This is a genomic window from Nocardia sp. NPDC059691 (assembly GCF_042733915.1).
Taxonomy (GTDB): domain Bacteria; phylum Actinomycetota; class Actinomycetes; order Mycobacteriales; family Mycobacteriaceae; genus Nocardia; species Nocardia sichangensis.
In genome coordinates, this window is the sequence record NZ_JBHWFB010000001.1 from 400,366 (window position 1) to 424,433 (window position 24,068).

The following is a 24,068-nucleotide window of genomic DNA, read 5'->3' on the forward strand; positions in this document are numbered from 1 at the left end:
CGGTCCAGGTCGGTCGCGATCAGCGCCCGTCTTCGATGGGTTGCCGGGGATAGGTTCACTGCTGCACGTCCTTGATCAATCCCATACACGAATATGCCAGGTCGGCGACGATTTCGACCGGGACACCCCGGGCCGAGGCGAGCATCCGGATGTGCGCGTGCTCCGGCGCGTCCGCCTCGCGCACCAGCACCCGCCACGGCACCCGCCGCAGCAGCACCCGCGTGGTCTCGCCGACACCGGGCTTCACGAAGTTCACGCTGGTGATGCCGTACCGCTCCCGCACCTGCTCCACCGATGCCCAGCCGGTCCAGGTGGGCGTCCGGTCGCTCGCGCGGATCGCGGCCACCTCGGCGGGCACCCGATCGCGGATCGCGTCGAAGGCGCCGCTCACGGTGTCCAGCAGGCGGCCGGACACGTCGTCACCGGCCAGTTCGCGGTAGAACTTCGCGCCGTGGAAATCGCCGGGCCCGATCAGCGTGTCGTTCAGAACCGTGCGCGAAACCAGGCCGGATACAGTCGAATTCAGGCAGGCCGAGGCGATCAGGAAGTCGTCGCGGGTGCCGTAGGTGCGCACGCAGTGCCCTGGATCGGCCAGCACCGCCAATTCGTCGTCGAACCGCGGGCCGCCGGCGGCGTGGTAGGCGTCCAGCGCTTCGGTCAGTTCGCGGGTGATCGCGCCTTTGCCGGTCCATCCGTCCACGAACACGACCGAGGACGGATCGTGCTGCTCGGCCAGATAGTCCAGCGCCACCGCGTCGATGCCGCGATCCCGCACGATCGACACCGCGTAGTGCGGCACCTCCAGGCTCGGACGCCGCGAACGCAGCCACCGGCGCATGAGAATGCCGACCGGCGTGCCCGCGCGGGCCAGCGACACCAGGACGACGTCCTCGCCACGTTCGGCGACGACCAGCTCCGACACGGTCGCCACGGCCAGCGCGAGCCGTTCGGCGCTGGCCGCGAGCACCTCGTCGAACAGCGCCCGGTACGACGCGTCGGGCTGATATTCGATCGGCAGCGACTCCGCGTAGTGCGCCTTCCCGGCCTGGATCCGCCGTTCCCGCTCGGCGATGTCGGCCTCCAGGTCGACTTCCGACAGATCCTTCAGCAGCCAGGAAACTTCCTCGGCCGCGTAGGAGCCGAATTCCGGTCCGTGCAGCGGGATGGGTAGCGCGCCCACCCTGGTACCGCTCATATCCGGCTCCCGTTCGACTCCACGCGTTCGGCGTACAGCCGCCGCGGATCCGCCTCCGGCAGCACCGCGAGCAGCACGTCGGCCCCGGAAGCGGTCAGTACATCGATCAGCCCGTGTTCGGCCGTCAGCTCCGCGGTGTCGGCCGGCGAGTCGACCACGACGACGAGCACCGGATCGGCGGCCGGGCCGTCGCCCTCCGCGCCGCTGTCCACACCGTCGTCGGTGATCGTCACGGCGGCATCGCGCTCCGACGGGGCGGCGACCAGCCCTGCCAAGTCGGCCTCGAACAGGTCGAGCGAGGTCGCGGGCCACTGCGCGTTGTACAGATAGCGCGGCGCGGCATCGCCCGGCTCGGGTGCGGTGAAGCGAAACCCTCGTCGCAACGGATATCCCGGCTCGTCCAGCACGTACGCGGGCGATCGCGTGGTGGTCTGAAAGCGAGTGGGCGTACCCGACTCGGCGAGCAGCGCCGCCAACCGCAGGGGCAGGTACATCAGCTCCTCGTGTCCGAGCACGATGACGGGCCTGCCCGCGAAGTCCGCGTCGAGCCGGGCGGTCAAAGCCTGACCTGCTTCCAGCAACGCCGCCTCGAACGCGCCGATGTCGGAAGCGAGTACGCCGTGCCTGCCACCCTCTGGAACCGCGGTCGGCCAGGGGAGTTCGACGCGTTCGAACGAACCGAGATGCGCGGCGGTCGGGTTGAGCCGCGGTTCGGGAAGGGCGCCGACCGCGTCGACCAGCCCGTCGGGCAGCGACGCGCGACCGATGGCGAGACAGACCGTGTCGATCCGGGCACCGAGTTCGGCCGCTGCCGCGTCGAATTGGGCGCGATCGGCGTCGGTGCGCAGATCGACCAGTGACGCGAGCACGTAGTGCGCACGGGGCGCGAAGGCGTGCAGCGCGCGCACCGCATCGATCGCCGTCGCGCCGGTGGATATCTCGTCATCGACCAGTACCAGCGGCAGATCGTTGACGAAGATGTCGGCAGGCGCCGGTTGCAGCAGGTGGGAAGTGGCGTGCGAGTGCCCTTCCTCGAAACCGGCGAGCGTCGACGCGTGCGGCACCGCACGCCGGGTCGAATGCAGGTAGCAGCTCGCGCCGATTCGCGCGGCCACACAATGACCGAGACCCGTTGCGGTCTCGGCGAATCCGAGCACGACGGCATCGCGCTCACCGAGCACCGCGCGGACCAGATCGCCCAGCTGATCGCCCGCACCGAGCACCACCCGCGGATCGGTCGGCAGGTGCTTGCCCAGCACGGTGGAAACCAGCAGGTGCGCCCGGCGCCGATTGTTGTGGCGCACACCCGGCTGCACCAGGGCCGTGATCGGCAAACGCGCCGTGCGCAGCCGGTCCGAGCCGAGTTCGCGCACCGGATCGTGATGCAGGTCTATACCGAGAACCTTTGTCGCCCAAGATGTTTCGTTGTCGCCGAAACCGGTCGCGGTTCGGCTCATACGGTGACCAACGCCGTCAGCAGATCCACGAACGACACTCCCTTGTTCGCCACGCCGAACACCCGCGCGCGCAACAAGGTCTGTCGCGCCCAACTGCGATGCGGCCGCATCTCGTTCATCTTGTTCCGGTAGCCGGAGGCCGCCACGCCGCCGACGTCGTCGCGCAGGATGTCCAGCGCGTCCGAGTACTCCTCGTGTGTCACCACCGACAACGCGTGCACGGCCGCCACGTGGGACGGGTGGATCACCGTCTTGCCCTGGATGCCGTTGGCCCGGTCCAACGTGATCTCCCGCAGCAAACCGTCCAGATCCCGGCTGACCAGGTACTGCCGGAACGGCACCGCGTCGGACTCCTCGAACGGCGCCGTCCGCAGCAGCGGCCGGAACATCCGTTCGTGATCGGCGAAGTACTCCCACACCGGCCCCGTGATGACGAAACCGGTTCCGTCCGCGCGCCCCAGGTAGTTCACGATGTCGGCGATGACGTCGGCGACCACGCGCACGTCGTAGATGGTCAGGTCGCGGTCGCGCCGGATGCCGAAGGTCGAGCACATGTCGGTCGCGCCGACCCGCACCGCGAGCACCCGGTCCCGGTGCGCGGCCAGCAGCGCCGCGATCTGGGTGAGTTCGTAATCGCGGGTCTCCCGATGCACCAGCCCCGCCGACTCCAGCACCGGCATCCCGTACAGCGGCCGGTCCAGCCGCTGGGCCGCCACGTTCAGCGCGTTGAGGTACTTCGGCCCGGTGACGCTGTCGAACTTCGGGAACACGAACCCGGTCAGCACCTTGGCGCCAGGTCCGAGTTGCTCGATGAGCTCGGTGATCGTGTCCGCGTCGCGCACCCGAACGAACAACAGCGGGTTGGCGTCGTGGCTGCCCGCGAGCAGATCCAGCGCTTCGACGGTCTGCCGCTTGGCGTACTCCACCTCGTGATCGGCCACCGCGTCCTCGAGGTCGATCACCATCGAACACACGCCGTGCCCGGCCCGCCTGCCGATCGTCAGCGCGAGATCGGGCCTGGTCGCGGGCGCGTACAGCGTCGCGCCGAGACCGATCGCGAGCAGCTCGCGGTCGGTGTTGTCGTCGCCGAACGGTTCGGGCTGCCGGTGGAAAAGACGCCTCGCCTCCGGGCCGTGCAACTGCCGGAAGTGGCGCAGCGGCATTCGCTTCCGCAGGGAAACCTCCTGCTGGACGGCGATGCCTGCGGTCATCGTTGCCCCATTCTCATTCTCGTCGTGGTCCTGCTTGTCTTCTCATTCGATCCACTACCCCGGCTATGAATTCGGTGACGGCATCCAGTTCCGCCACATAGGCCCAGTAGTCGGGGTGACGCCCCGACAGTGTTTCGCTGATTCGGTCGATTCGTGCCGCTTGCGCGTCGAGGACCGAGCCCCATTCGGCGACCAGCCCGCGACTCACCGCGAGCATCTGCGCGTCCCGCAGCCGGAATCGTACGGCCTTGGCCTGTTCGTGCGGGTCGGACCGAATCGCACGCAGCAGGCTGAGCCGCTTGGTGACGGCGTCGACTCGCTGCTCGGCCTCGGCGAGGAACCCGCGCGCGGATGTGGTCAGATCAAGTGCAAACTCCGGATTGTTCTCTACCGCCGCCGCACGCGCCCTGCCGAGGGCCGCGTCCGCGGCCTCGATGGCTCGCTGACTTTCCCGCTCATTGTTAGCCAGATCGGCCGAACTCGCAGCATTGAACTCGCGCAGCAGCGCCGAGAACGCCTGCGGAACGCCTTCGGCCCTGGTCCGGACGGCGGCAAGTCGGGTTGTCACGGACGATATCGCGTTGTTCGCGGCCGCCGCCCGAGATGGTGCTTGCGCCAACGCATCCGCCAGCTCGTTGGTGACCGCCTGCAGATGGTTCGCGGCCTCCCGCACGGTGCCCGCGGACCCGCCGGAACCCGCCGCCTCCAGTGTGACCAGCGCCTCATCGACCGCCGCGGTGTGCCTGCGCACCGACGGATAGTCCGCGAACTCCGATTCGGCGGCCCGCCCGCGCACACCGGCCGCGGCGACCTTCACCTGCTGGGCCAACTGCGGCACCGCGCCGAGCACCGCCACCGCCTCCTCCAGCTTGCCCTGGTCGCCGCGATAGAACTCGTCGACCGCGCGCGCCGCGTCGGCCAGTTGCCGTACCGCGGCGTCGACGCGCTGCCGGCCCTGCGGCACCGGCGGGCCGCCCTGCTGCGCGGCCTCCAGCTCGGCGCTCAGCGTCAGATACACCTCCGCGGCGCCATAGCATCTGTGCCGCAACGGTTCCCAGCGCGCGCCCGTGCGCCGCTCGGGGAAGATCTGATCGGCGGCGTGCACCGCGGCCTCGGCCGCGCTCTGGCGCCGATCCATGTCGAGGAAAGCCGTCGCCAGCGTCGTGCGGGCATGCTCGATCCACTCGTCGTTCTCCGACGAACGAAACCATCCACGCCTCCGGCCTGCCACGCCCCGATGGTAGGAGATCTTCCTGTTCGCCGGGGGTTACGCGGGTTCCTACGAAAGTTCGCGGAAACCTACTACTGTCGATGGCGTCCCCGGCGATCCGGACATGCTGGGAACCAATGACGGACTATTGAAAGGGAATCCCGCATGGGTGTCAGTTTGTCCAAGGGCGGCAATGTCTCGCTGACCAAGGCGGCGCCTAACCTCACTGCTGTCTCGGTCGGCCTTGGGTGGGATGTGCGGACCACCACCGGCACCGACTTCGACCTCGACGCCAGCGCCATCGCGACCGGCGGGGACAAGAAGGTCCTGTCCGACCAGCACTTCGTCTTCTTCAACAACCTGCGTTCGCCCGAGGGCTCGATCGAGCACGCGGGCGACAACCGGACCGGTGAAGGCGAGGGCGACGACGAGGTCATCAACGTCGACCTGGCGAACACCCCGCCCACGATCGAGAGCATCTTCTTCCCGGTCTCGATCTACGACGCCGACTCCCGGTCGCAGTCCTTCGGCCAGGTCCGCAACGCCTACATCCGTGTCGTGGATCGCAGCAACGGCGAGGAGCTCGCCCGCTACGACCTCACCGAGGACGCCTCGACCGAGACCGCCATGGTCTTCGGCGAGCTGTACCGCAACGGCGCAGAGTGGAAGTTCCGCGCGATCGGTCAGGGCTACGCCTCCGGTCTGGCGGGCATCGCCCGTGATTACGGCGTGAACGTCTAGGGAACACTTCGCTGTTCACAGGGGGCCCGGCGACGGGCCCCCTCGTCGTGCCACCCAGGCATGCCGGCGTCCTGGGAGCAACGTTGGACAACCGGCGATCCAGCAGCCACGCTGGTAGCAACCGTCGCCGCCTCGTTTTTCACTCAGGAAAGGTCCCAGCGTGGTCCTGCGCATATTCGGCATGTCCCTCGTCGTCACGGTGCTCTCGCTCGTCGTCGCGGTCGTGTACGGCGGACCGACCGCCCTCGCGCTCGCCGCGATCCTCGGCATCCTCGAGGTGTCGCTCTCGTTCGACAACGCCGTGATCAACGCCACCGTCCTGGAACGGATGAGCGCGTTCTGGCAGCGGATCTTCCTCACCGTCGGCGTGCTGATCGCCGTGTTCGGCATGCGGCTGGTCTTCCCGCTGGCGATCGTGTGGATCACCGCGGGGCTGGATCCGGTGCGGGCCTTCGACCTGGCCCTCAACCCGCCCCCGGACGGCGCCCTGACCTTCCCGGACGGCAGCCCGAGCTACGAGAAACTGCTCACCGACGCGCATCCGCAGATCGCGGCGTTCGGCGGTATGTTCCTGGCCCTGCTGTTCCTCAACTTCATCTTCGAGGAACGCGAGATCACCTGGCTGAGCTGGCTGGAGCGGCCGCTTGCGAAGGCGGGCAAGCTGGACATGCTCTCCGTGGTGGTCGCCGGTGCGGGCCTCATCCTCACCGCGGAGTTCATCGCCGACGAGGCGCACCGCTCGACCGTGCTGGTCGCGGGCCTGCTCGGCATGATCACCTACATCGCGGTGGACGGGCTCGGCTCCATGTTCCACACCGAGGAGCAGAGCGAAGGGCCGTCGGAGCTGGTCAAGGCCACCGGTAAGGCGGGCTTCTTCCTGTTCCTCTACCTGGAGGTGCTCGACGCGTCGTTCTCCTTCGACGGCGTGATCGGCGCGTTCGCCATCACCTCCGACCCGATCATCATCGCCCTCGGCCTCGGCCTGATCGGCGCCATGTTCGTCCGGTCGATCACGGTGTACCTGGTTCGCAAGGGCACGCTGTCGGAGTACGTCTACCTGGAGCACGGCGCGCACTGGGCGATCGGCGCGCTCGCCGCGATCCTGCTGGTCTCGATCGGCGTGCACATCAACGAGATCGTCACCGGCCTGGTCGGCGTCGCGTTCATCGGCGCGGCGTTCATCACCAGCATCGTCCGCAACGGCCGAGCGGACGAAGAGGAACTGGACAGCGAACGGGAACCGACGCCGGTAGGCTGATTCCCGGCAAGCAGCCCGAAGACCCGTTGCGGCAGCGGCCCCGTCCCGAGGGATGGCCGCTGCCGCTCTCGTTTCCACAGAGGGGGGATCGCGCCATGGCGATCGACGACAACCCCGGCGGCGTCAACCTGTCCAAGGTGACCCTGTCGAAGGCGACACCGAGCATCAACCTGACCAAGCCGGGTGAGCAGCAGGGCACCATGCGGGTCAACCTGAACTGGTCGAGCGGACCGAGGGGATTCTTCCGCCGCGCCAAGCCGATCGATCTCGACCTCGGCTGTCTCTACGAACTGTCCAACGGCGCCAAGGGCGTCGTCCAGGCGATCGGCGGCAATTTCGGCACGCTGGAGGCCGAGCCCTACATCCGGCTCGACGGCGACGATCGCAGCGGCGCGGCCGCGTCGGGCGAGAACCTGCACATCGACCTCGCGCGGCCCGAGCTGTTCCGGCGCATCCTGATCTTCGCCTTCATCTACGAGGGCGTGCCGAACTGGGCCGCCGCCGACGGCGTGGTGACGCTCTACCCCACATCCGGTCCGCAGGTCGAGGTCCGCCTGGATTCTCCGGTGGACGGCGCTCGCTCGTGCGCCATCGCCCTGCTGCAGAACCAGGGGGCCGGGATCATCGTGCACCGGGAAGTGCACTACGTCAACGGCGCCCAGCGCGAACTCGACCAGGCATACCAGTGGGGCATGCAGTGGCAGGCCGGGCGCAAGTAGGTCACCGCGGCACTGGCACCGGCTGCCGCGTGACGACCGCCGACGCCGCCGGCTTGCGAGCCGCGAACACCAAGCCCACCAGGCCGATGGCGAGTCCGGCGACGGTCAACGGTCGCAGCGGCTGATCGATCAGCAACCAGGCCAGGATCGCGGTCACGGCGGGCGTCGCGAAGAACAGCTTGCCCACCCTGGTCGCGTCCCACCGGCGCAGCATGGCGTTGAGCAGCAGGAACGCGGCCATGGAGTTGACCAGCACCATCCAGATGAGCGACCCGGCGAACCGGCCCACGTCCGACACGTGCACTTGGCCGGACAGCCAGGTCAGCACCCCGGCGATCGGCGCGCTGATCGCCACGTGCAGCGCCGTGGCCGCCCTGGGATCCACGGTGGGCGTGAATCGCTTCTGGTACACGGTGCCGATGCTCAACCCGAGCAGCCCTGCCACGCACAGCAGCAGTCCGGTCAGGGAGAAGTGGGACTGGTCGAACACGGCGAGTGCGACTCCGATGCCGCCGATGCCGAAGCCGAACCACTGCCGCATCGTGACGACTTCGCCGATCAGTCCGGCGCACAGAGCGATGACCACCGGATTCAAGCCCTGCACCAGCGCGATCACCGCCGCCGAAACATGTTCGGCCATCGCCGTGTAGAACGCGCCGAACTGGACCATCTGCATCAGCAGCCCGGCGACGAGCACGTGACGCAATTGGCTTCCCTGCGGCCACGTGACCCGCGCGAGGAGGGCGTAGGCCGTGAGCAGCGCTCCCGCGACGGCGAAGCGCACGAACAGCACCAATAGCGGCGGCGCGGCGCCGACCCCGATCACCCCCGCGATGAACGCACTGCTCCACAACAAGACGAACAGCGGCTGCGCGGCCACCATCGCGAATCGGCTCTGCACGGACCCTCCTCGAGTAACCAGCTTGGGTGGTTATCACAGTGGCATCCGGTTCAATAACCTGTCAAGGCGGTTACTATAAGGAGGTGTTCACCTTCGTGAGCGGCAACCTCGCCCTGGACTTCGCCGGTACCGTCATGGGGCGCTCGACCAGGTTCGAGGATGTCCTCTCCACACCCGCGGCGCTGGCCGACTGGATCGTCGCCGCGGGCCTGCTCGATAGCCCGCCAACCGGCGACGCGGACACCCTCGCGCGGGCGGTGCGCTTGCGTGAGGCGGCCTATCGCATGGCGCTGGCCGCTGCCCGCGAAACCGCCTTCGACGACGGCGATCGCCGGACCGTCAACGAATTCGCCGAGGGCGTCCCGCCCTCGATCAGCCTGCGCGCCGACGGCACGGTCGTCCGCTCCGGCGACGCGGACGCGGCCTTGGCCGCCGTCGCACGTTCCGCGATCGAGTTACTGGGCAGCCGGGCGCTCGTCAAGGAGTGCGGTCGCCCCGTGTGCACGCGGCTGTATGTGGACACTTCCCGCGGCGGCTCGCGCCGGTGGTGCGACATGACCCTGTGCGGCAACCGCGCCAAAAGCGCGGCCTTCCGGGCCCGGCACGGTGGGCCTTAGACCACCGGGACCAGATCGCGGGGGTCGGACCGCGCGACCCGGGGCTTCATCGAACGATTTCCACGCGGCGCCGCGCACAGGAAGACGAAGAAGAACACGATCAGCAGACTCGCGCGCCCCCACACACCGAATTGGACGATGCGCTCCATCAACTCGACCGACTTGCCCGTACCCATCGAGTAGAAGTAGCGGAACACCCCGATCCCGATGGCCGCGTCGGCGACGAGATAGCTGCCGACCAACCACCAGGGGATCTCGAGCAGCACCAGGAACGGCACCAGCCAGAGGGTGTACTGCGGGGAATGCACCTTGTGGAACAACAGGAACCCACACAGCATCGCGCCGCTCACACCGACCCACGGGAACACGCCGGTCGCCAGGTAGCGCCGCCAGCCGAGCCACATGGCCAGCGCGAACGCCGCGAGCACCAGCAACGGGGAAGCGACCGAGACCAGTTGCTGGAACGCCGCCTCGCTGCGCGGATCGGGACCGAACATCGGCCGAAGTCCCCAGTACCAGATGGAATTCGTGGTGATATCGGCCTGACGCAACTGCTGGAAGGTGATGGACGCGCGCCAGCCTTCGTAACCCATCAGCGCGAACGGCAGGTTCACCACTACCACGGTGCCGATCGCCGCGCCCGCGGTGAGCAGAGCGCCACGGACGTCCGGTCCCCGATCGCCGGCTTCCGCGTCGCGCTCGCCACCGCCGGTGAGCACGTACGCCAGCAAGGGCAACACGAAGATCCCCGGGTACAGCTTGAGGCAGAATCCGAGCCCGAGCAGTACCGCGGCCACGATGCCCCTGGTACGCACCGAGTAGCGCGTCAACGCGGTCATCACGTAGACGGCCGCCACCGCCGTGCACACCACCGGAAGCTCCCAGTTGTGGAAGGCATAGAGCACCAGCGGCGGTCCGGCCGCCCACAGCAGGGCCGCGCCCCCGGCCAGGCGAGCCAGCATCCACGCGGTCAGCAACGCGAAGGGCGCCAGCAACAGCGCCGAGTACCGCAGGAAATCGGCGTCATCGTGCGCGCCCACCGCGCCGAACCACATCAGCACGCCGCTGAGCACCGGATATTCCACCGCGCCGCCGACCAACGCCCCGTCGTCGGTGATGCCGCCGGTCACATAGGGAAAGACATGCTCGTTGATGTCTCGGCCGAGCCAGAGGAATTGGATATCGGAATAGCAGACGTCCGAATCCTTGATCACATCGAAAACCGTGCTGCGCCCGTCCCGGTCGAACGGCGCACCCGCGCAACGCGCCTTGTTCGCGTACGCCAGCGCGAGGACGAGACCGCAGAGCAGCACCACCACCACGGCGAACGCCGCGCGGCGTCGCACGCCACCCGCGGGCAGGTCGCTGGCGGCGAGTCCGGTCGGCATGGATCCACCCTAAGCGGACGGTCGGGGCCGTGCCGCCATTCCCCTTCCTAGCGACGCGAACGCGCGAGCCGAACACGTGCGAGCCGGGGCGGCTCGCGGGGCGATTTCACTGCTCAGGTGCCGCTCATGTAGCCTGTTCGGGTTGCTGACGCAACGACCCTCCTGCCACGGACCGTCCGTGGCCGTTTCCTAGTCCACAGGAGGTGATTGGTCCGTGCGTCATTACGAAGTGATGGTCATCCTCGATCCGAGCCTGGACGAGCGCACTGTTGGTCCGTCGCTGGACAACCTGCTCAGTGTCGTTCGCACCGAGGGCGGCAAGATCGACAAGGTCGACATCTGGGGCCGCCGCAGGCTCGCCTACGAGATCGCCAAGCACGCCGAGGGCATCTACGCCGTGGTCGACCTGACCGCCGAGCCCGCCACCGTGAGCGAGCTCGACCGCCAGCTCGGTCTCAACGAGTCGGTGCTGCGCACCAAGGTTCTGCGCCACGACAAGTAGTCCGGCAACCCTCGTTTGCGTCGGAGCCTGTGCCTAGGCTCTAGCGCAACAGCGAGACGCGGACTGCACACCGAGCAGGAGGAACCACATGGCAGGCGACACGGTCATCACCGTCATCGGAAATCTGACGGCCGACCCGGAGCTTCGATTCACACCGGCGGGACAGGCGGTGGCGAATTTCACCGTCGCGTCGACTCCCCGTGTGTTCGACCGTAATTCGAACGAATGGAAAGACGGCGAAGCGCTGTTCCTGCGCTGCAATATCTGGCGTGAGGCCGCGGAGAATGTCGCCGAAAGCCTGACCAGGGGTTCCCGTGTCATCGTGAGCGGACGGCTCAAGCAGCGCTCCTACGAAACCCGCGAGGGTGAGAAGCGCACGGTCGTCGAGCTCGAGGTCGACGAGGTCGGTCCCTCGCTGCGCTACGCCACCGCGAAGGTCAACAAGACCAGCCGCGGCAGCGGTGGCGGCGGCTTCGGGTCCGGCGGGTCCGGCGGCGGTGGCGGCTACGCCTCCTCCGGTGGTGGCGGTGGGCGTTCCGGCGGTGCCGAGGACGACCCTTGGGGCAGTGCGCCCGCGGCAGGCTCCTTCGGGGGCAACAGCCGCATGGATGACGAACCGCCGTTCTGAGAACGGCCACAACGGCCCGCACGAATTCGGGCCATCACTGATTACGGAGTACAAGACCATGCCTAAAGCGCCCGCGCGCGAAAAGGTGCTGAAGAAGAAGGCTTGCTCGTTCTGCAAGGAGAGCAAGACCGGAACCGTCACGATCGATTACAAGGACACGGCGTTGCTGCGCAAGTACGTCAGCGACCGCGGCAAGATCCGCGCCCGCCGCGTCACCGGCAACTGCGTGCAGCACCAGCGTGATGTCGCGGTTGCGGTCAAGAACTCGCGTGAGGTCGCGCTGCTGCCTTACGTGTCGACGGCTCGCTGAGAAAGGGAGGCACGCCAATGAAGTTGATTCTTACCGCTGATGTGGACAACCTCGGTGCCCCCGGCGACACCGTTGAGGTCAAGGACGGCTACGGCCGCAACTACCTGCTGCCGCGCGGCCTGGCGATCGCGGCCAGCCGTGGCGCGCAGAAGCAGGTCGAGGGCATTCGCCGGGCGCAGGAAGCCCGCCGGGTCCGCGACCTGGACCACGCCAACGAGCTGAAGCAGGCCATCGAGAACCTGGAGTCGGTCTCGCTGGCGGTGAAGACCGCGGGCACCGGCAAGCTGTTCGGCTCGGTGACCCAGTCGGACGTCGCTGCGGCCGTCAAGGCGGCGGGTGGCCCCGTCGTCGACAAGCGCAGCATCGAGCTGCCGAAGGCGCACATCAAGTCGACCGGCAAGCACGCCATCCTGGTGCACCTGCACCCGGACGTGTCGGCGAAGTTCGACCTCACGGTCACCGCCGCCTGATTCCAGGCATCGCGTCGAGGACCACTCCCGTCCGTTCACGGGAGTGGTCCTCGGTCGTGCTCCCGCTGCCGCGAGCCGCTTTGTAGCTAATTATTTGCTGGATGACCGAGCGCGTCTTCAGGGACAATCTGGGCCGCACCGCACACCGCAATGACGCCTGGTCTACCCAGCCTGTGGATTACTGGTCGAACCGACCGTCCGCAATGTGATTCAGGCCATATGCAGCTCACGTGCTGTTAACCCAACACGCCCGGCTGTTCAACTTGGCCGACACGCCGGTACTTCGTTAATCCACACCTGGAAGAACGCGGAAGTCCACATCTATCTGCGTATTTGACCCCGACGACCTGGGTTTTCCCCAAGTTGTACACAGGGGGTGCACACGGTTGGGTGAACTCTCCCCAAGTTATCCACAGCTGTGTGCACAGTGCGGTTTGGTGCACAGCCAGCGGGTCGCCTAGGTTCGTCGCATCGCTGCGCGCGGGCCGCTCCCGAGCGCGCGCACGGGCCGGTGCCGCGGCGATAGCTGGAGCCCTGGTCAAAGGCTTTTTCGAACGTGTCGGTGCCCGGGAGTAAAACGAGTCGACAGGGTGCATCCCGGTCGTGGGGTAGAGAGGACGGTCGAGTCTGGTGACAACCACCGATGACCGCGGGCACACGGACTTCCCGCCCGAACCTCCCGGCGAGGACTTCGGCCGCCAGCCTCCGCACGACATGGCGGCCGAGCAGTCGGTGCTCGGCGGCATGCTGTTGAGCAAGGACGCCATCGCCGACGTCGTCGAGGCGATTCGGCCCGGCGATTTCTACCGTCCCGCCCATCAGGCCATCTACGACACGATCCTGGATCTCTACGGGCGCGGCGAACCCGCCGACCCGGTGACCGTCGCCGCGGGCCTGGACCGCCGTGGCGAGCTCAAGCGCATCGGCGGCGCGCCCTATCTGGTCACGCTCACCCAGACCGTACCGACCGCGGCCAACGCGGGCTACTACGCCGAAATCGTCGCCGAGAAGGCCATTTTGCGCCGCCTGGTCGAGGCGGGCACCCGCATCGTCCAGTACGGCTACGCGGGCGCCGACGGCCAGGACGTCGCCGAGGTCGTCGACCGCGCCCAAGCCGAGGTCTACGAGGTCACCGAACGCCGCACCAGCGAGGACTTCCTCCCCCTCGAAGAACTGCTCCAGCCGACGATGGACGAAATCGACTCCATCGCCAGCCGCGGCGGCATCTCCCTCGGCGTCCCCACCGGTTTCACCGAACTCGACGAAATCACCAATGGCCTGCACCCCGGTCAGATGATCATCGTCGCGGCCAGGCCTGGCGTGGGCAAGGCGCTGGCCCTGGATACCCCCCTTCCGACACCCACCGGATGGACCACCATGGGTGAGGTCCACGTCGGCGACGAATTGTTGGACGCGAAGGGTCGTCCCACCCGCGTCGTAGCGGCGACCGAGGTTTTGTCTGGGCGTCCCTGCTACGAGGTGGAGTTCTCCGACGGCTCCGTGCTCGTCGCGGATGAACAACATCAATGGCTCACGGAGACCAGGGCATCCAGACGGTCGAAACGGGCAGCTGCCGAGGTGCGTACGACCGCCGAGATCGCGAGAACGCTGCGGTGCGACACCGCGGATCGCAGACTGAACCACTCGGTCAGCAATTCCGGCCCGCTACAACTGCCTGCGCGCGCCCTGACGGTGCCGCCCTACACGCTGGGCGCCTGGCTCGGCGACGGAACGTCCGCCGCCGCACAGCTCACCTGCGCCGATCCAGAGATCATCGCGCGAATCGAGGCCGAGGGGATCGTCGCGGTGCCCTCGCGGTCGGCTCGGCTGCGTTATCAGCTGACATTGCCTGCCGACGAGCCGATCCCCGCACGCGAGTGCCTGGTCTGCGGCAAGGAATTCGTTCCTTTCACCACCGAGGTCCGCACCTGTGGGCGGTCCTGCGGCGGAAAGGCTCGGTTCCTTTCGGCTCCGTCGCCTGCATCGCGCTGCCCGAATTGCGGCGAGCGGTCGATCGGTCTGCGCCTGTGCCAGAAGTGCCGGAACACCGTCGGGAGCGTGCAGGCGCGCCTGCGGACGCTCGGTGTCCTCGGTGACAAGCACATTCCCATCGACTACCTGCGAGCGTCCGAGCAACAGCGACGGTCCCTACTGGCCGGTTTGCTGGACACCGACGGCACCGTGACCAACGGCGGCTCCGTACAGTTCGGTGTCACGAACGCCCGGCTCGTCGCAGACGTGCACGAGCTGATCGTCGGCCTCGGTTACCGCTGCCATCTCTCCACCAAGCGAGTCCGAGGTCGTTCCTTGGAATCCTCTACCGCTTACACCCTCACCTTCGCTACCGACGACGAGGTGTTCGGTCTGTATCGGAAGGCCTTGCTGCACAAGGAACGGCGCGCCAGCCGCAGCACGGTGCGATCGAACTCGCGATTCGTCGTCGATGTGCGCCGGATCGACAGCGTGCCGGTGCGCTGTGTCGAAGTGGACAACGCCGATCATCTGTATCTGGCCGGACGCTCGATGATTCCCACGCACAACTCAACTTTGGGAATGGATTTCATGCGCAGTTGCTCGATCAAGCATGGCTTGGCGAGCGTCATCTTCTCCTTGGAGATGAGTCGTACCGAGATCGTCATGCGGTTGTTGTCGGCGGAGGCGAAGATCAAGCTCGGGGATATGCGGTCCGGGCGGATGAGCGACGACGACTGGACCAAGTTGGCGCGGCGGATGAGTGAGATCAGCGAGGCGCCGCTGTTCGTGGACGATTCGCCGAACCTGACGATGATGGAGATCCGCGCCAAAGCGCGGCGGCTCAAGCAGCGCCACGATTTGAAACTCGTGGTCGTGGATTACCTCCAGCTGATGACGTCCGGCAAAAAGGTCGAATCCCGTCAGCAGGAAGTCTCGGACTTCTCCCGTAATCTGAAACTGCTGGCCAAGGAACTCGAAGTGCCGGTGGTCGCGATCAGCCAGCTCAACCGCGGTCCCGAACAACGAACCGACAAGCGCCCCATGGTGTCCGATCTCCGCGAGTCGGGATCTTTGGAACAAGACGCGGATATGGTCATCCTGCTGCACCGTCCCGACGCTTTCGAGCGCGACGACCCGCGCGGCGGTGAGGCCGACCTGATTCTCGGTAAACACCGTAACGGCCCCACCGCGACGATCACCGTCGCCCACCAATTGCATTTGTCGCGGTTCGTGGATATGGCGCGCGGCTGAGTCCGGAGGAGGCTGGGCTCAAGTACCGTACGGCTGTGGGTCTTCGCCAGTCGGCTCACTCAGGGTGTCCTGTGCCAGCCACGGCATCCGGTCGATCAGGCGATCACGGAGTTCGACCAGATTCGCGATGCGCCGATTGAGTTCGGCGAACCGTGGTGGCGCTACGGATGCGTACCCGTTGGGGCACCGCGGCTCGAACGGGAATGTCTGGGGCAGATCACGGTCGAGGTACGGCACGAACGCGCGGACATCGTCGACGGTGAAGCCGGCATCGAGCAGTTCCCGGATGTTCTGTACCCGCTTGACCGCCTCTTCGTCGTAGCGGCGGTAACCCGAACCGGTGCGCTCACAGGTGAGCAATCCCCGTTCTTCGTAGAAGCGCAGGGCGCGCGTGGTCGTTCCGGTCCGCTCCGCCAGTTCACCGATCAGCATTGTCGTGTCCTTCCCGTGGTGACTGTTCAACGCGTGAGCCGCACAACTACCTTCCCGGTGTAGCGACCTCGCACCAGGTCGAGCAGTGCTTGTGGAGCGTTTTCCAGCCCATCGACGACATTCTCGGTGTGCCGCAACGAACCCTCGGCGAGCCACTGGCGTAACCGCCGTCCGAATTCCGGCGCGAGATCCAGATGGTCGAGGGCGGTGAATCCGCGCAGTGTGATTCGCTTACCGATCACCGGCAGCAGGTCCCCGGGCCCGTCATCGGGCGCCCCGCCTGCCCGCTGCCGGGCGAGCGCGCCGCACAGGGCGATTCGTCCGCCGACGTTCATCGCCTCGATCGCGGCACGCAGTTGCGCGCCGCCGACATTGTCGAAATAGACGTCGATCCCTTCCGGCGCGGCCGCCCGGAACCGGTCGGCCAGCGGCTGATCGTGATAGTCGAACGCCGTGTCGAAGCCGAGTTCGTCGATGACGTAGCGCGCCTTCCGCGGTGATCCCACGCTCCCGACGACTCGCCCGGCGCCGAGCAGTCGCGCGAGCTGGCCGGCCAGGCTACCGGTAGCTCCGGCGGCACTGGACACCAGAACGGTCTCACCCTCGCGTAACCCCGCGACCACTGTCAGCCCCACATACGCGACCAATCCGAAACCGAGGTACGTCGACGGGGACGGATACGCCTGTGCGTCGACGACCCGAACACTGTCGGCGTCCACGATGGCGTACTCCCGCCAGCCGTGTTGGTGCAGCACCAATGCTCCCTCCGGCACATGCTGGTCAGCGGACACGACGACCTCACCGATCGCGCCACCGGATATCACTTCGCCGACGGCGAAGGCGGGCATCGGGATTTCGGGATACGCGCCGATTTGCATCAGCATTCCCGGATCGAGCGACATGTACAGGTTGCGGATCAGCACTTGACCCGGTGCGGGATCGGGCACCGCCTCTTCGATCAGCCGGAAGTCCGGCAATGCCGGCAATCCGTTCGGTCGCGCGGCCAGCTGGATCGCTCGGGAGGTTCGCGTCACAGTCGTCATGCCCCGACGCTAAGGATTGACGTATACGTAAAGGTCAAGCAGCAACCAGGCGCAAGGGGACGCTTCGCGGTTCGAACCCTTCCATCCGGCACTAAGTAACGCTCACGGCCCCTACCACGACGTCCTCGGTGACGTATGGCCCGTCGGGGGGCTTGTCCGTCCACTTTGTCGGTGTATGGAATGGAAATCAGGACATGGCTCTTCGCGAGTTCTTCGCGCGGCATCGCATCGCTTCGGCGGTTGCCGCCCCGGCGGTGCTGGGCGTGGCGGCGGTGGTCGCCACCTCGTTGGCGTTGACGTCGACGCCGGAAACCAGGGAAACCCAGCTGACGACCTCCGTCACGGAATGCCGCGACATGGTCACCATCTCGGTGGCCGGTCGCAACGACACTCCGGTGGAGGGGACCACCAGGATGCTGGTGGATGCCAACGGCAACCCGTTGCCCGCCGCGCTGTCGGGTGACCACAGCAGTGAGTGGGTCGATCCGGTCGTCAACGCACCGGCCGACGACGTCGATCCGGACGCGTACGCCGCGGTCTACATCGCCTATCCGGCGAATATGTCCACCTACGAGGACGCTGTCAACGCCGGTGTCGCGAACACCGAGCGGGTGATGCGGGAGATCGCCCAGGCGTGCCCCGACACCAAGTTCTCGATCGTCGGCTACAGCGAGGGCGCCGACGTCGTCCGCCGCGTCGCGATGCAGATCGGCCATCAGGAACCCGGCCAGGACGGCGCGTACGGGATCGTGGATCCGGACGACGTCGTCGGCGTCGTCATCCTCGCCGACTCGGGGCGCTCGGCGGGCGACGGGCCGTTCCCCGGATCGAAGGACCCGTTCAGCAACCCGGACGGCTTCGACCAGCAATATCAGAACGGCACGAACGCGGTTCCCGGGCAGGGCGCGGTGCGCGGCAGCAGCGGTGACTTCGGCGCGCTGAACGGCAAGATCGCGTCGTTCTGCTCCGACGGCGATCTCACCTGCTCGGCGCCGCAGAACATCTCCCTGCTGCAATTGGTGGTCAATGTCGGCAGGCAGTTGAACGTGGACGCGCTCGAGCGCGACGGACTCACGCCCGCGACCGGGCAGGACGTCGCCGTGGTCCTCGGCCGGATCGCGATGGCGGCGTTCGCGGACATCCAGTCGCAGCCGAACTGGATGCAGAGCGACGAGACCTTCCTGCAGGTGCTGCTGCGGGTGTCGGACCCGGCGTACAAGCCGGGTGAGAAGAAGGCGCCGGTGCAGGCGGACTCCATTGCCACGAACGACATGTCGCCGCTGGCCTACCTGCCGCAGAAGGTGCTCAACGAGATCGTCGGGCTCATCGTGACGAACCAGAACACGATCCCGGTCATCCTCAGCGACCCGTACAACCTCACGCTGGGCCCGAATCACACCGGTCACCACTTCGACTACTGGGACGACGCGGACCCCGCCGCGGGCAAGCCGCTGACCTCGGCGGAGTACGCGGCCGCGTGGCTCACCCATCTGGCGAAGCAGGCGCAGGCCGGTAAGCAGGTCGACCCGACGTCCAAGCCGCAGGAGGCGGACCTGGCCGCCGTGTACAAGGCGGCGGAGACCACCTCGGCGGCTCCGACGACCGAACCCGCCAAGAGCTCGACCACGGCACCGAAGCCGACCAGCGCCGCCCCTACGACGACCGGCACCACGGACCGGCCGACGACGACGGCGCCGACCTCGACCACCACCTCGGCGCCGGTGGTCACCACCACCACGCCCGCGCCTGCTCCGGTCGCGGCGCCGGTCGAGACGACGAAGCCGACCACCACCACCGAATCGACCACGACGACAACGCACTCCGCGGCGCCGACCACCACCGCGACCGCGAAGGCGTCGAACTGATCGACCCGCGGGCCGCGATCACAGCCGGTCGGCGTGATCGCGGCCCGCGGCGTATTCGCTCGCCAACGCGCGAGTGGTGACGTGTAACCGGGTGCGCTCGGTGTCGGGCGGAATCAGTCGTGCACGGCGCGAAGGTTGCGGGCCAGCATTTCGACGCGATGGCGTTGGAGCTGGGTGAATTCCTCAGGATGATGGATCTCCACACTCAGCCGTCCGGCGAAAGTGCTGATGACGCAGGTGCCGCCGCCCGGTTGCTGCGGACGGCGGCCGGTCAGGTCCGGCTTCGCGAGCATGGTGGAGTGGAAGTCGTCGATGCGCAGCTCGTCCTGCTCGGGCAGCGGCGGGATAGTGCCCCAGTTGGTCGCGATGACCACGCCGGGCAAAGCCGGTCGCGGCGCCGCCGCCATGTCGGGGATGCTCAACGGCGTGCGTTGCACGATGCCCGCGGCCAGGCCCGCCTGCAGCGCCGCGCTGATGCCGCGGGCCGATTCCACCAGCGTGACGGCGGATTCGGGGGAGAGGTAATTGGCGAAACCGAGGACGTTCGTCCCTTCGGTGGCGGAGATTTCGGGGCTCACCCTGGTCCGCAGGTCGACGGAGTACAGGTAGAGCAGCCCGGTGAGCGGTAGCTCGCGGATCTCGGCTTCGGTCCGCAACAGCGCCGCCGACACCAGACCGTGCACCGTGACGTTCTCGCGATGTCCGAGGGCGACCAGCGCCGCGGTCTCCTCTCGGGAGAGCCGGCACCGGGTGGTGTGCAGCGTCGGATAGTCGTCGTCGCGCGGCTGCGGTATCTGCGGCGCGGTAGCAGCGGCCCCGGCTCCGGGCAGCGCCATCTTCTCGATGCCTCGCGCCGCGAGCAGATGCTCGACCGATTCGGGGAACGCGTGCACCGGCGACTCGGGGATCTTTCCGCCGACCGCGTCTCGATACCCGGCCCAGAACTCGGTGACGATGGCGAACGCGTGGAACGCGTCCGCGATGCTGTGATGGATCACGAGGGTGACGCTCGCGGTGTCGCCGTCGCGTACCACGCACAGCCCACAGACGCCGGTGCGCTGGTCGAATTTCGCGCCGGTGAATGCGAATTCGGTATCGCCGTCGGCGACGAAGACCTGGGGCGCCGCGTCCGTCACGGTGAAGACTCGACCGCCGTCGGCGGACGACTCGATGCGGGCCCGCAGAATGGGATGCGCCAGGGCGACTGCCTCGAAGGCGGCTGTCAACGCGGGCAGGTCCAACCGACCGGATACCCGTGCCGCATAACCGATGAAGACCTCGCCCGCGGCGAACATCTCCTCGCTCGGGGCCAGTCGGCGGATGACGTCGACCACGATGATGCCTTCCCTTCGCTCCGGGCGAAGACTAGCCCGAACAACGTTGCAATCGGGCATCATTCGCTCAAATAGGACGAACGGGACATGGAACCGGAGCGAACCGGCCTTGCCGGAGCGGGGAAGTGGATCTGTCGGATGATCGGATCACCTGGATAAGCTCCCAGTGGTCGAAAGCGAGCGGAGCATGTTGTCAACCCCCGGCACCGAATCGGTCGCCGTCCGTCCGCACCGCGCCGTGGTCGTGCGATGACCCGCCGCGGGTGGGCCCTCTTCCTGGCGATGGGCGTGATCTGGGGCGTGCCGTACGCGATGATCCGCATCGCGGTGGAGGATCTCGACCCGATCGTGGTCGCGTTCGGCCGCACGCTGATCGGTGGCTTGCTGCTCCTGCCGGTCGCGCTCTACGCCGACGCGCTGGCGCCGGTGTTCCGGCGATGGCGGCCTCTGCTGCTCTACACCCTGGTGGAGATCACCGGGCCGTGGTTCCTGATCGGGTACGCCGAGACCACGCTGCACAGTTCGACGGTCGGCTTGCTGATCGCGGCGGTGCCGTTGATCGCCGTGGTGATCGTGACCGTGCTCGGCCACGACCGGTTCGACGCGCGCCGGGTGGTCGGCCTGCTCGTCGGGTTCGCGGGCGTCGCCGCGCTCGTCGGCTTGGATGTCGATTCGGGGAATCCGGCGGCGATCGCGGCGATCGGGCTCACCACGGTCGGCTACGCGATCGGTCCGATCGTCATCAATCGCGCACTGGCCGATCTGCCCCCGCTCGGTGTGGTGACCGCATCGCTGCTGCTGGCGGCGGTGATCTACGCGCCGTTCGCGGGGTGGCTGCGCCCGTCGCGCATCACCGCCGACGCGGCCTGGTCGGTGCTCGGCCTCGCGGTGATCTGCACGGCCGTAGCGTTCCTGTTCTTCTTCGCGCTGATCGCCGAGGTCGGCCCGGCCCGTGCGACGGTGATCACCTACATCAATCCCGCGGTGGCGATCCTGCTCGGCGTCACGGCGCTCGGCGAGCCGCTGACCGCGGGCATGGCGATCGGCTTCCCGCTGGTCATCCTCGGTTCCGTGCTGGGAACCGCGCGCGGTCGCGACACAGCGGCACGAGCGGACGCGCCCGCCGCGCCGGAGGCTGCCGCCCAATTACCCGAGAGGTGATCGCCACGGCGCCTGATCACCCGGCACCGCGTCTACGAGGACGGCCTCGCCGTCGCCCTGGCATTCGATTCGGGGGAGTGAGCACGTAATACGCTGCTCCGGGTGCTGGATTCGACCGAAGACTTCGCAGACGAACACCCTGACGTGGCCGTCACCCGAGCCGCCTACGACGACGTCGCCGAGCTCTACACCGAGCTATTCCGCCACCACCTCGCCGGTGCGGTGCTCGATCGGGCGATGCTCGGCGCCTTCGTGGAATCGGTGGCGGGCAACGGCTCCGGCCCGATCGCCGATGTCGGCTGCGGCCCGGGACGGATCACCGGACACCTCGCTGCGCTGGGTGCGCGGGTATTCGGGATCGATCTCTCGCCGCGAATGGTGGAGCTGGCCCGCGTGGAACATCCGCAGCTACTTTTCGCGCAAGGTTCCGTAGAGCAGCTACCGATAAGCAACAAAGCGCTCGGCGGCATAGTCGCGTGGTATTCGTTGATTCACCTCCCACCGGATCGCGTGCCGGACGTGTTGAGCGAGTTCCATCGGGTACTCGCAAGCAAAGGGCACGTGTTGCTGGCTTTCCAGACGGCCGACCAGCCCGACGCGGTGGAAGCCTTCGACCACAAGGTGACTCGCGCCTACCGGTGGGCGCCGAAGCGTCTCGCGCGTCTGCTCGGTGACGCCGGGTTCGCCATGATCGCTCGCATGGTGCGCGAGCCCGGTCCCGACGAGCGGTTCGGGCAGGCCTACCTGCTGGCCTCGAAGGTTCGGTGATTCACCGAACGCGGTCCGTCGCGCCCGGGTAAGTTTGTCGTGTCGCGGCGGTTTCATGGCTGCGCGGGCCCGCCGACAACGTGGTCGATTCGAACTCCGAACATCCTCACCATGTCGTCAGGGGGCGACCCATCATGGAATTCATCGCGCCGGTCGATGCCGTCTTCTTGCTCGCCGAATCCCGCGAACAGCCGATGCACGTGGGAGCGTTGCAGCTGTTCGAGCCGCCGGAGGACGCCGGAACGGACTTCGCCGCACAAGTGCACGACAAGCTATTACGCAGCACCGACATCGATCCGGCCTTTCGCAAGCATCCCGCGACGATCTTCGGGTCTCCGCAGATGGCGTGGACGCGCGCCGAGGACGTGGAACTCGACTATCACGTGCGGCGGCTGGCCGTGCCCGGGCCGGGACGCATGGACCAGCTCGTTGAGCTGGTCTCCGGCCTGCACGGCAGTCTGCTCGACCGGCACCGCCCGCTGTGGGAGTTCCACCTTATCGAGGGCCTCGCCGACGGCAGGTTCGCACTGTATTCGAAGATGCATCACGCGTTGATCGACGGCGTTTCCGCCCAGCGTCTGCTCCGGCGCACGCTGACCGGCGATCCGTCCTCGAGTGTCACGCGCGTGCCGTGGCACCTGCCTCGGGGCAGGCGTAGGACGCCGTCCGGTACGGATGGTGTGGCGCGAAACCTGTTCTCCGCCGCGACATCCGGCGCATCGGTGCTGCGTGCCGCGCGCACCGCGCTGACGCGGCAGCAGCTGACCCTGCCGTTCGCGGCGCCGCGCACCATGTTCAACGTCCCGATCGGCGGCGCGCGCCGTGCGGTGGTGCGGTCCTGGCCGTTGGAACGGTTGCAGCAAGTGAAGAAGGCGACCGGCTCGACGCTCAACGACGTGGTGCTCACCATGTCGGCGGGCGCGCTGCGGCGCTACCTGCTGGAACGAGACGCTCTGCCGGACAAGCCGTTGGTCGCGATGGTGCCGATGTCGCTGCGCGCCGAGGACGACGACGAGACCAACGGGGTCAAGGTCGGCGCGGTGCTGTGCAACCTCGGCACCGACATCGCCGATGCGCTGGAGCGCCTGCAGGTGGTCGCCGCGTCGATGCGCGACGGCAAGGACGTCTACCGCACGCTGTCGTGCAATCAGACGATGGCGTTGTCGGCACTGATGCTCAGCCCGCTCGCCCTCAACCTCGTGCCCGCGCTGATCCCGTGGACCAGTCCGACCTTCAACATCGTCATCTCGAACGTGCCTGGGCCGCGAGAGCCGATGTACTGGAACGGCGCGCGTCTCGACGCGAGTTACCCGCTGTCGATCCCGTTCGACGGTCAGGCGGTGAACATCACGCTCACCTCCAACGCGGGCAATCTCGACTTCGGCCTGGTCGGCTGCCGTCGCAGTGTGCCGCAGCTGCCGCGTCTGCTCGACCACCTGGAGGAGTCGCTCGCCGAACTGGAGCGCGCCACCGCCTGATCCGGCATCACATTCCGCAGAAAACTAGAACGTGTTACTGTCGAGACATGGTGCGAAGGCCAGTCGAGGATGCCGCAGCCGCTTCATGGCGATATCAGCGGCTCGCGGTGGACTCGACGTGCGGCGACCAGGCCGAACCGAACGCCACTTATGCA

General features: G+C 67.4%; 22 protein-coding genes. 13 read left to right on the plus strand and 9 right to left on the minus strand.

The annotated features are described in order from the left end of the window. Window positions 1-55 precede the first annotated feature (55 nt). Genes ACFV2O_RS01930 through ACFV2O_RS01945 form a run of 4 tightly spaced genes read right to left on the minus strand, consistent with a single transcriptional unit; the run spans window position 56 to window position 5,094 of the window. Window positions 56-1,195 carry a cysteine protease StiP family protein gene (locus tag ACFV2O_RS01930; protein WP_379249483.1) on the minus strand — a complete coding sequence of 380 codons (1,140 nt, stop codon included), beginning with the start codon at window positions 1,193-1,195 and terminating at the stop codon, window positions 56-58. After that, window positions 1,192-2,652: a phosphoribosyltransferase family protein gene (locus ACFV2O_RS01935; RefSeq protein WP_379249484.1), complete on the minus strand. Its 1,461-nt coding sequence runs from the start codon at window positions 2,650-2,652 to the stop codon at window positions 1,192-1,194. The genes ACFV2O_RS01930 and ACFV2O_RS01935 overlap by 4 nt, the downstream gene beginning before the upstream one ends. Further along, window positions 2,649-3,863 (minus strand): HpcH/HpaI aldolase/citrate lyase family protein, encoded by a 1,215-nt coding sequence (locus tag ACFV2O_RS01940; protein ID WP_379249485.1) that lies wholly within the window; start codon window positions 3,861-3,863, stop codon window positions 2,649-2,651. The genes ACFV2O_RS01935 and ACFV2O_RS01940 overlap by 4 nt, the downstream gene beginning before the upstream one ends. Before the next feature lie 13 nt (window positions 3,864-3,876). Next, window positions 3,877-5,094 (minus strand): hypothetical protein, encoded by a 1,218-nt coding sequence (locus ACFV2O_RS01945; RefSeq protein ID WP_379249486.1) that lies wholly within the window; start codon window positions 5,092-5,094, stop codon window positions 3,877-3,879. Between the two features lie 144 nt (window positions 5,095-5,238). Here ACFV2O_RS01945 and ACFV2O_RS01950 point away from each other — a divergent pair, with 144 nt between their 5' ends. From ACFV2O_RS01950 to ACFV2O_RS01960, 3 genes are all read left to right on the plus strand, one after another. After that, window positions 5,239-5,814, plus strand: coding sequence for a TerD family protein (locus tag ACFV2O_RS01950; protein ID WP_355071149.1), 576 nt, complete (start codon window positions 5,239-5,241; stop codon window positions 5,812-5,814). Window positions 5,815-5,974: 160 nt separating this feature from the next. Next, on the plus strand, window positions 5,975-7,072 hold the full coding sequence (locus tag ACFV2O_RS01955; protein WP_379249487.1) for a DUF475 domain-containing protein: 1,098 nt from the start codon (window positions 5,975-5,977) through the stop codon (window positions 7,070-7,072). 95 nt (window positions 7,073-7,167) lie between these two features. Continuing rightward, window positions 7,168-7,791, plus strand: a complete 624-nt coding sequence (locus ACFV2O_RS01960) for a Tellurium resistance (protein WP_379249488.1) — start codon at window positions 7,168-7,170, stop codon at window positions 7,789-7,791. A gap of 1 nt (window position 7,792) precedes the next feature. Here the strand turns inward: ACFV2O_RS01960 and ACFV2O_RS01965 are convergent, their stop codons facing one another. Beyond that, complete coding sequence (locus tag ACFV2O_RS01965; protein WP_379249489.1) at window positions 7,793-8,692, minus strand: DMT family transporter; 900 nt, start codon at window positions 8,690-8,692, stop codon at window positions 7,793-7,795. Window positions 8,693-8,775: 83 nt separating this feature from the next. Here ACFV2O_RS01965 and ACFV2O_RS01970 point away from each other — a divergent pair, with 83 nt between their 5' ends. Beyond that, window positions 8,776-9,309, plus strand: a complete 534-nt coding sequence (locus ACFV2O_RS01970) for a CGNR zinc finger domain-containing protein (protein WP_379249490.1) — start codon at window positions 8,776-8,778, stop codon at window positions 9,307-9,309. Here the strand turns inward: ACFV2O_RS01970 and ACFV2O_RS01975 are convergent. Then, the gene (locus ACFV2O_RS01975; protein WP_379249491.1) at window positions 9,306-10,697 is read right to left on the minus strand and encodes a hypothetical protein; all 1,392 of its coding nucleotides are present in this window, start codon (window positions 10,695-10,697) and stop codon (window positions 9,306-9,308) included. The genes ACFV2O_RS01970 and ACFV2O_RS01975 overlap by 4 nt on opposite strands. A gap of 214 nt (window positions 10,698-10,911) precedes the next feature. Between ACFV2O_RS01975 and rpsF the strand changes: the two genes are divergently transcribed. From rpsF to dnaB, 5 genes are all read left to right on the plus strand, one after another. Beyond that, window positions 10,912-11,199: a 30S ribosomal protein S6 gene (gene rpsF, locus ACFV2O_RS01980; protein WP_039803204.1), complete on the plus strand. Its 288-nt coding sequence runs from the start codon at window positions 10,912-10,914 to the stop codon at window positions 11,197-11,199. 88 nt (window positions 11,200-11,287) lie between these two features. Beyond that, window positions 11,288-11,827: a single-stranded DNA-binding protein gene (locus ACFV2O_RS01985; RefSeq protein WP_379249492.1), complete on the plus strand. Its 540-nt coding sequence runs from the start codon at window positions 11,288-11,290 to the stop codon at window positions 11,825-11,827. A 58-nt stretch (window positions 11,828-11,885) separates the two neighbouring features. Continuing rightward, window positions 11,886-12,137 carry a 30S ribosomal protein S18 gene (gene rpsR / locus ACFV2O_RS01990; RefSeq protein ID WP_043700357.1) on the plus strand — a complete coding sequence of 84 codons (252 nt, stop codon included), beginning with the start codon at window positions 11,886-11,888 and terminating at the stop codon, window positions 12,135-12,137. A gap of 17 nt (window positions 12,138-12,154) precedes the next feature. Further along, window positions 12,155-12,607, plus strand: a complete 453-nt coding sequence (rplI, locus tag ACFV2O_RS01995; RefSeq protein ID WP_379249493.1) for a 50S ribosomal protein L9 — start codon at window positions 12,155-12,157, stop codon at window positions 12,605-12,607. Window positions 12,608-13,237: 630 nt separating this feature from the next. Continuing rightward, a complete protein-coding gene (dnaB, locus tag ACFV2O_RS02000) occupies window positions 13,238-15,832 on the plus strand; it encodes a replicative DNA helicase (protein WP_379249495.1) in 2,595 nt (864 codons plus the stop codon). 18 nt (window positions 15,833-15,850) lie between these two features. On the opposite strand, the gene ACFV2O_RS02005 is transcribed toward dnaB, so the two are convergent. Next, on the minus strand, window positions 15,851-16,264 hold the full coding sequence (locus ACFV2O_RS02005; RefSeq protein ID WP_379249497.1) for a MerR family transcriptional regulator: 414 nt from the start codon (window positions 16,262-16,264) through the stop codon (window positions 15,851-15,853). 26 nt (window positions 16,265-16,290) lie between these two features. Further along, complete coding sequence (locus tag ACFV2O_RS02010) at window positions 16,291-17,307, minus strand: NADP-dependent oxidoreductase (RefSeq protein WP_379249499.1); 1,017 nt, start codon at window positions 17,305-17,307, stop codon at window positions 16,291-16,293. 194 nt (window positions 17,308-17,501) lie between these two features. On the opposite strand from ACFV2O_RS02010, the gene ACFV2O_RS02015 reads away from it, so the two are divergent. Further along, the gene (locus ACFV2O_RS02015) at window positions 17,502-19,172 is read left to right on the plus strand and encodes a cutinase family protein (RefSeq protein WP_379249501.1); all 1,671 of its coding nucleotides are present in this window, start codon (window positions 17,502-17,504) and stop codon (window positions 19,170-19,172) included. Between the two features lie 113 nt (window positions 19,173-19,285). Here the strand turns inward: ACFV2O_RS02015 and ACFV2O_RS02020 are convergent, their stop codons facing one another. Continuing rightward, window positions 19,286-20,506: a hypothetical protein gene (locus ACFV2O_RS02020; protein ID WP_379249503.1), complete on the minus strand. Its 1,221-nt coding sequence runs from the start codon at window positions 20,504-20,506 to the stop codon at window positions 19,286-19,288. A gap of 249 nt (window positions 20,507-20,755) precedes the next feature. Between ACFV2O_RS02020 and ACFV2O_RS02025 the strand changes: the two genes are divergently transcribed. From ACFV2O_RS02025 to ACFV2O_RS02035, 3 genes are all read left to right on the plus strand, one after another. Next, window positions 20,756-21,667: a DMT family transporter gene (locus tag ACFV2O_RS02025; protein WP_379249505.1), complete on the plus strand. Its 912-nt coding sequence runs from the start codon at window positions 20,756-20,758 to the stop codon at window positions 21,665-21,667. A 102-nt stretch (window positions 21,668-21,769) separates the two neighbouring features. Continuing rightward, window positions 21,770-22,435 carry a class I SAM-dependent DNA methyltransferase gene (locus tag ACFV2O_RS02030; protein ID WP_379249507.1) on the plus strand — a complete coding sequence of 222 codons (666 nt, stop codon included), beginning with the start codon at window positions 21,770-21,772 and terminating at the stop codon, window positions 22,433-22,435. A gap of 134 nt (window positions 22,436-22,569) precedes the next feature. Beyond that, the gene (locus ACFV2O_RS02035; protein WP_379249509.1) at window positions 22,570-23,913 is read left to right on the plus strand and encodes a wax ester/triacylglycerol synthase family O-acyltransferase; all 1,344 of its coding nucleotides are present in this window, start codon (window positions 22,570-22,572) and stop codon (window positions 23,911-23,913) included. Window positions 23,914-24,068: the final 155 nt, after the last annotated feature.

Coding starts and splice junctions, on each gene's coding strand:
- ACFV2O_RS01930 (WP_379249483.1), bottom strand. CDS start 1,195: ATGAGCGGTACCAGGGTGGGCGCGCTACCCATCCCGCTGCACGGACCG.
- ACFV2O_RS01935 (WP_379249484.1), bottom strand. CDS start 2,652: ATGAGCCGAACCGCGACCGGTTTCGGCGACAACGAAACATCTTGGGCG.
- ACFV2O_RS01940 (WP_379249485.1), bottom strand. CDS start 3,863: ATGACCGCAGGCATCGCCGTCCAGCAGGAGGTTTCCCTGCGGAAGCGA.
- ACFV2O_RS01950 (WP_355071149.1), top strand. CDS start 5,239: ATGGGTGTCAGTTTGTCCAAGGGCGGCAATGTCTCGCTGACCAAGGCG.
- ACFV2O_RS01960 (WP_379249488.1), top strand. CDS start 7,168: ATGGCGATCGACGACAACCCCGGCGGCGTCAACCTGTCCAAGGTGACC.
- ACFV2O_RS01975 (WP_379249491.1), bottom strand. CDS start 10,697: ATGCCGACCGGACTCGCCGCCAGCGACCTGCCCGCGGGTGGCGTGCGA.
- ACFV2O_RS01985 (WP_379249492.1), top strand. CDS start 11,288: ATGGCAGGCGACACGGTCATCACCGTCATCGGAAATCTGACGGCCGAC.
- rpsR (WP_043700357.1), top strand. CDS start 11,886: ATGCCTAAAGCGCCCGCGCGCGAAAAGGTGCTGAAGAAGAAGGCTTGC.
- rplI (WP_379249493.1), top strand. CDS start 12,155: ATGAAGTTGATTCTTACCGCTGATGTGGACAACCTCGGTGCCCCCGGC.
- ACFV2O_RS02005 (WP_379249497.1), bottom strand. CDS start 16,264: ATGCTGATCGGTGAACTGGCGGAGCGGACCGGAACGACCACGCGCGCC.
- ACFV2O_RS02010 (WP_379249499.1), bottom strand. CDS start 17,307: ATGACGACTGTGACGCGAACCTCCCGAGCGATCCAGCTGGCCGCGCGA.
- ACFV2O_RS02015 (WP_379249501.1), top strand. CDS start 17,502: ATGGCTCTTCGCGAGTTCTTCGCGCGGCATCGCATCGCTTCGGCGGTT.
- ACFV2O_RS02025 (WP_379249505.1), top strand. CDS start 20,756: ATGACCCGCCGCGGGTGGGCCCTCTTCCTGGCGATGGGCGTGATCTGG.
- ACFV2O_RS02035 (WP_379249509.1), top strand. CDS start 22,570: ATGGAATTCATCGCGCCGGTCGATGCCGTCTTCTTGCTCGCCGAATCC.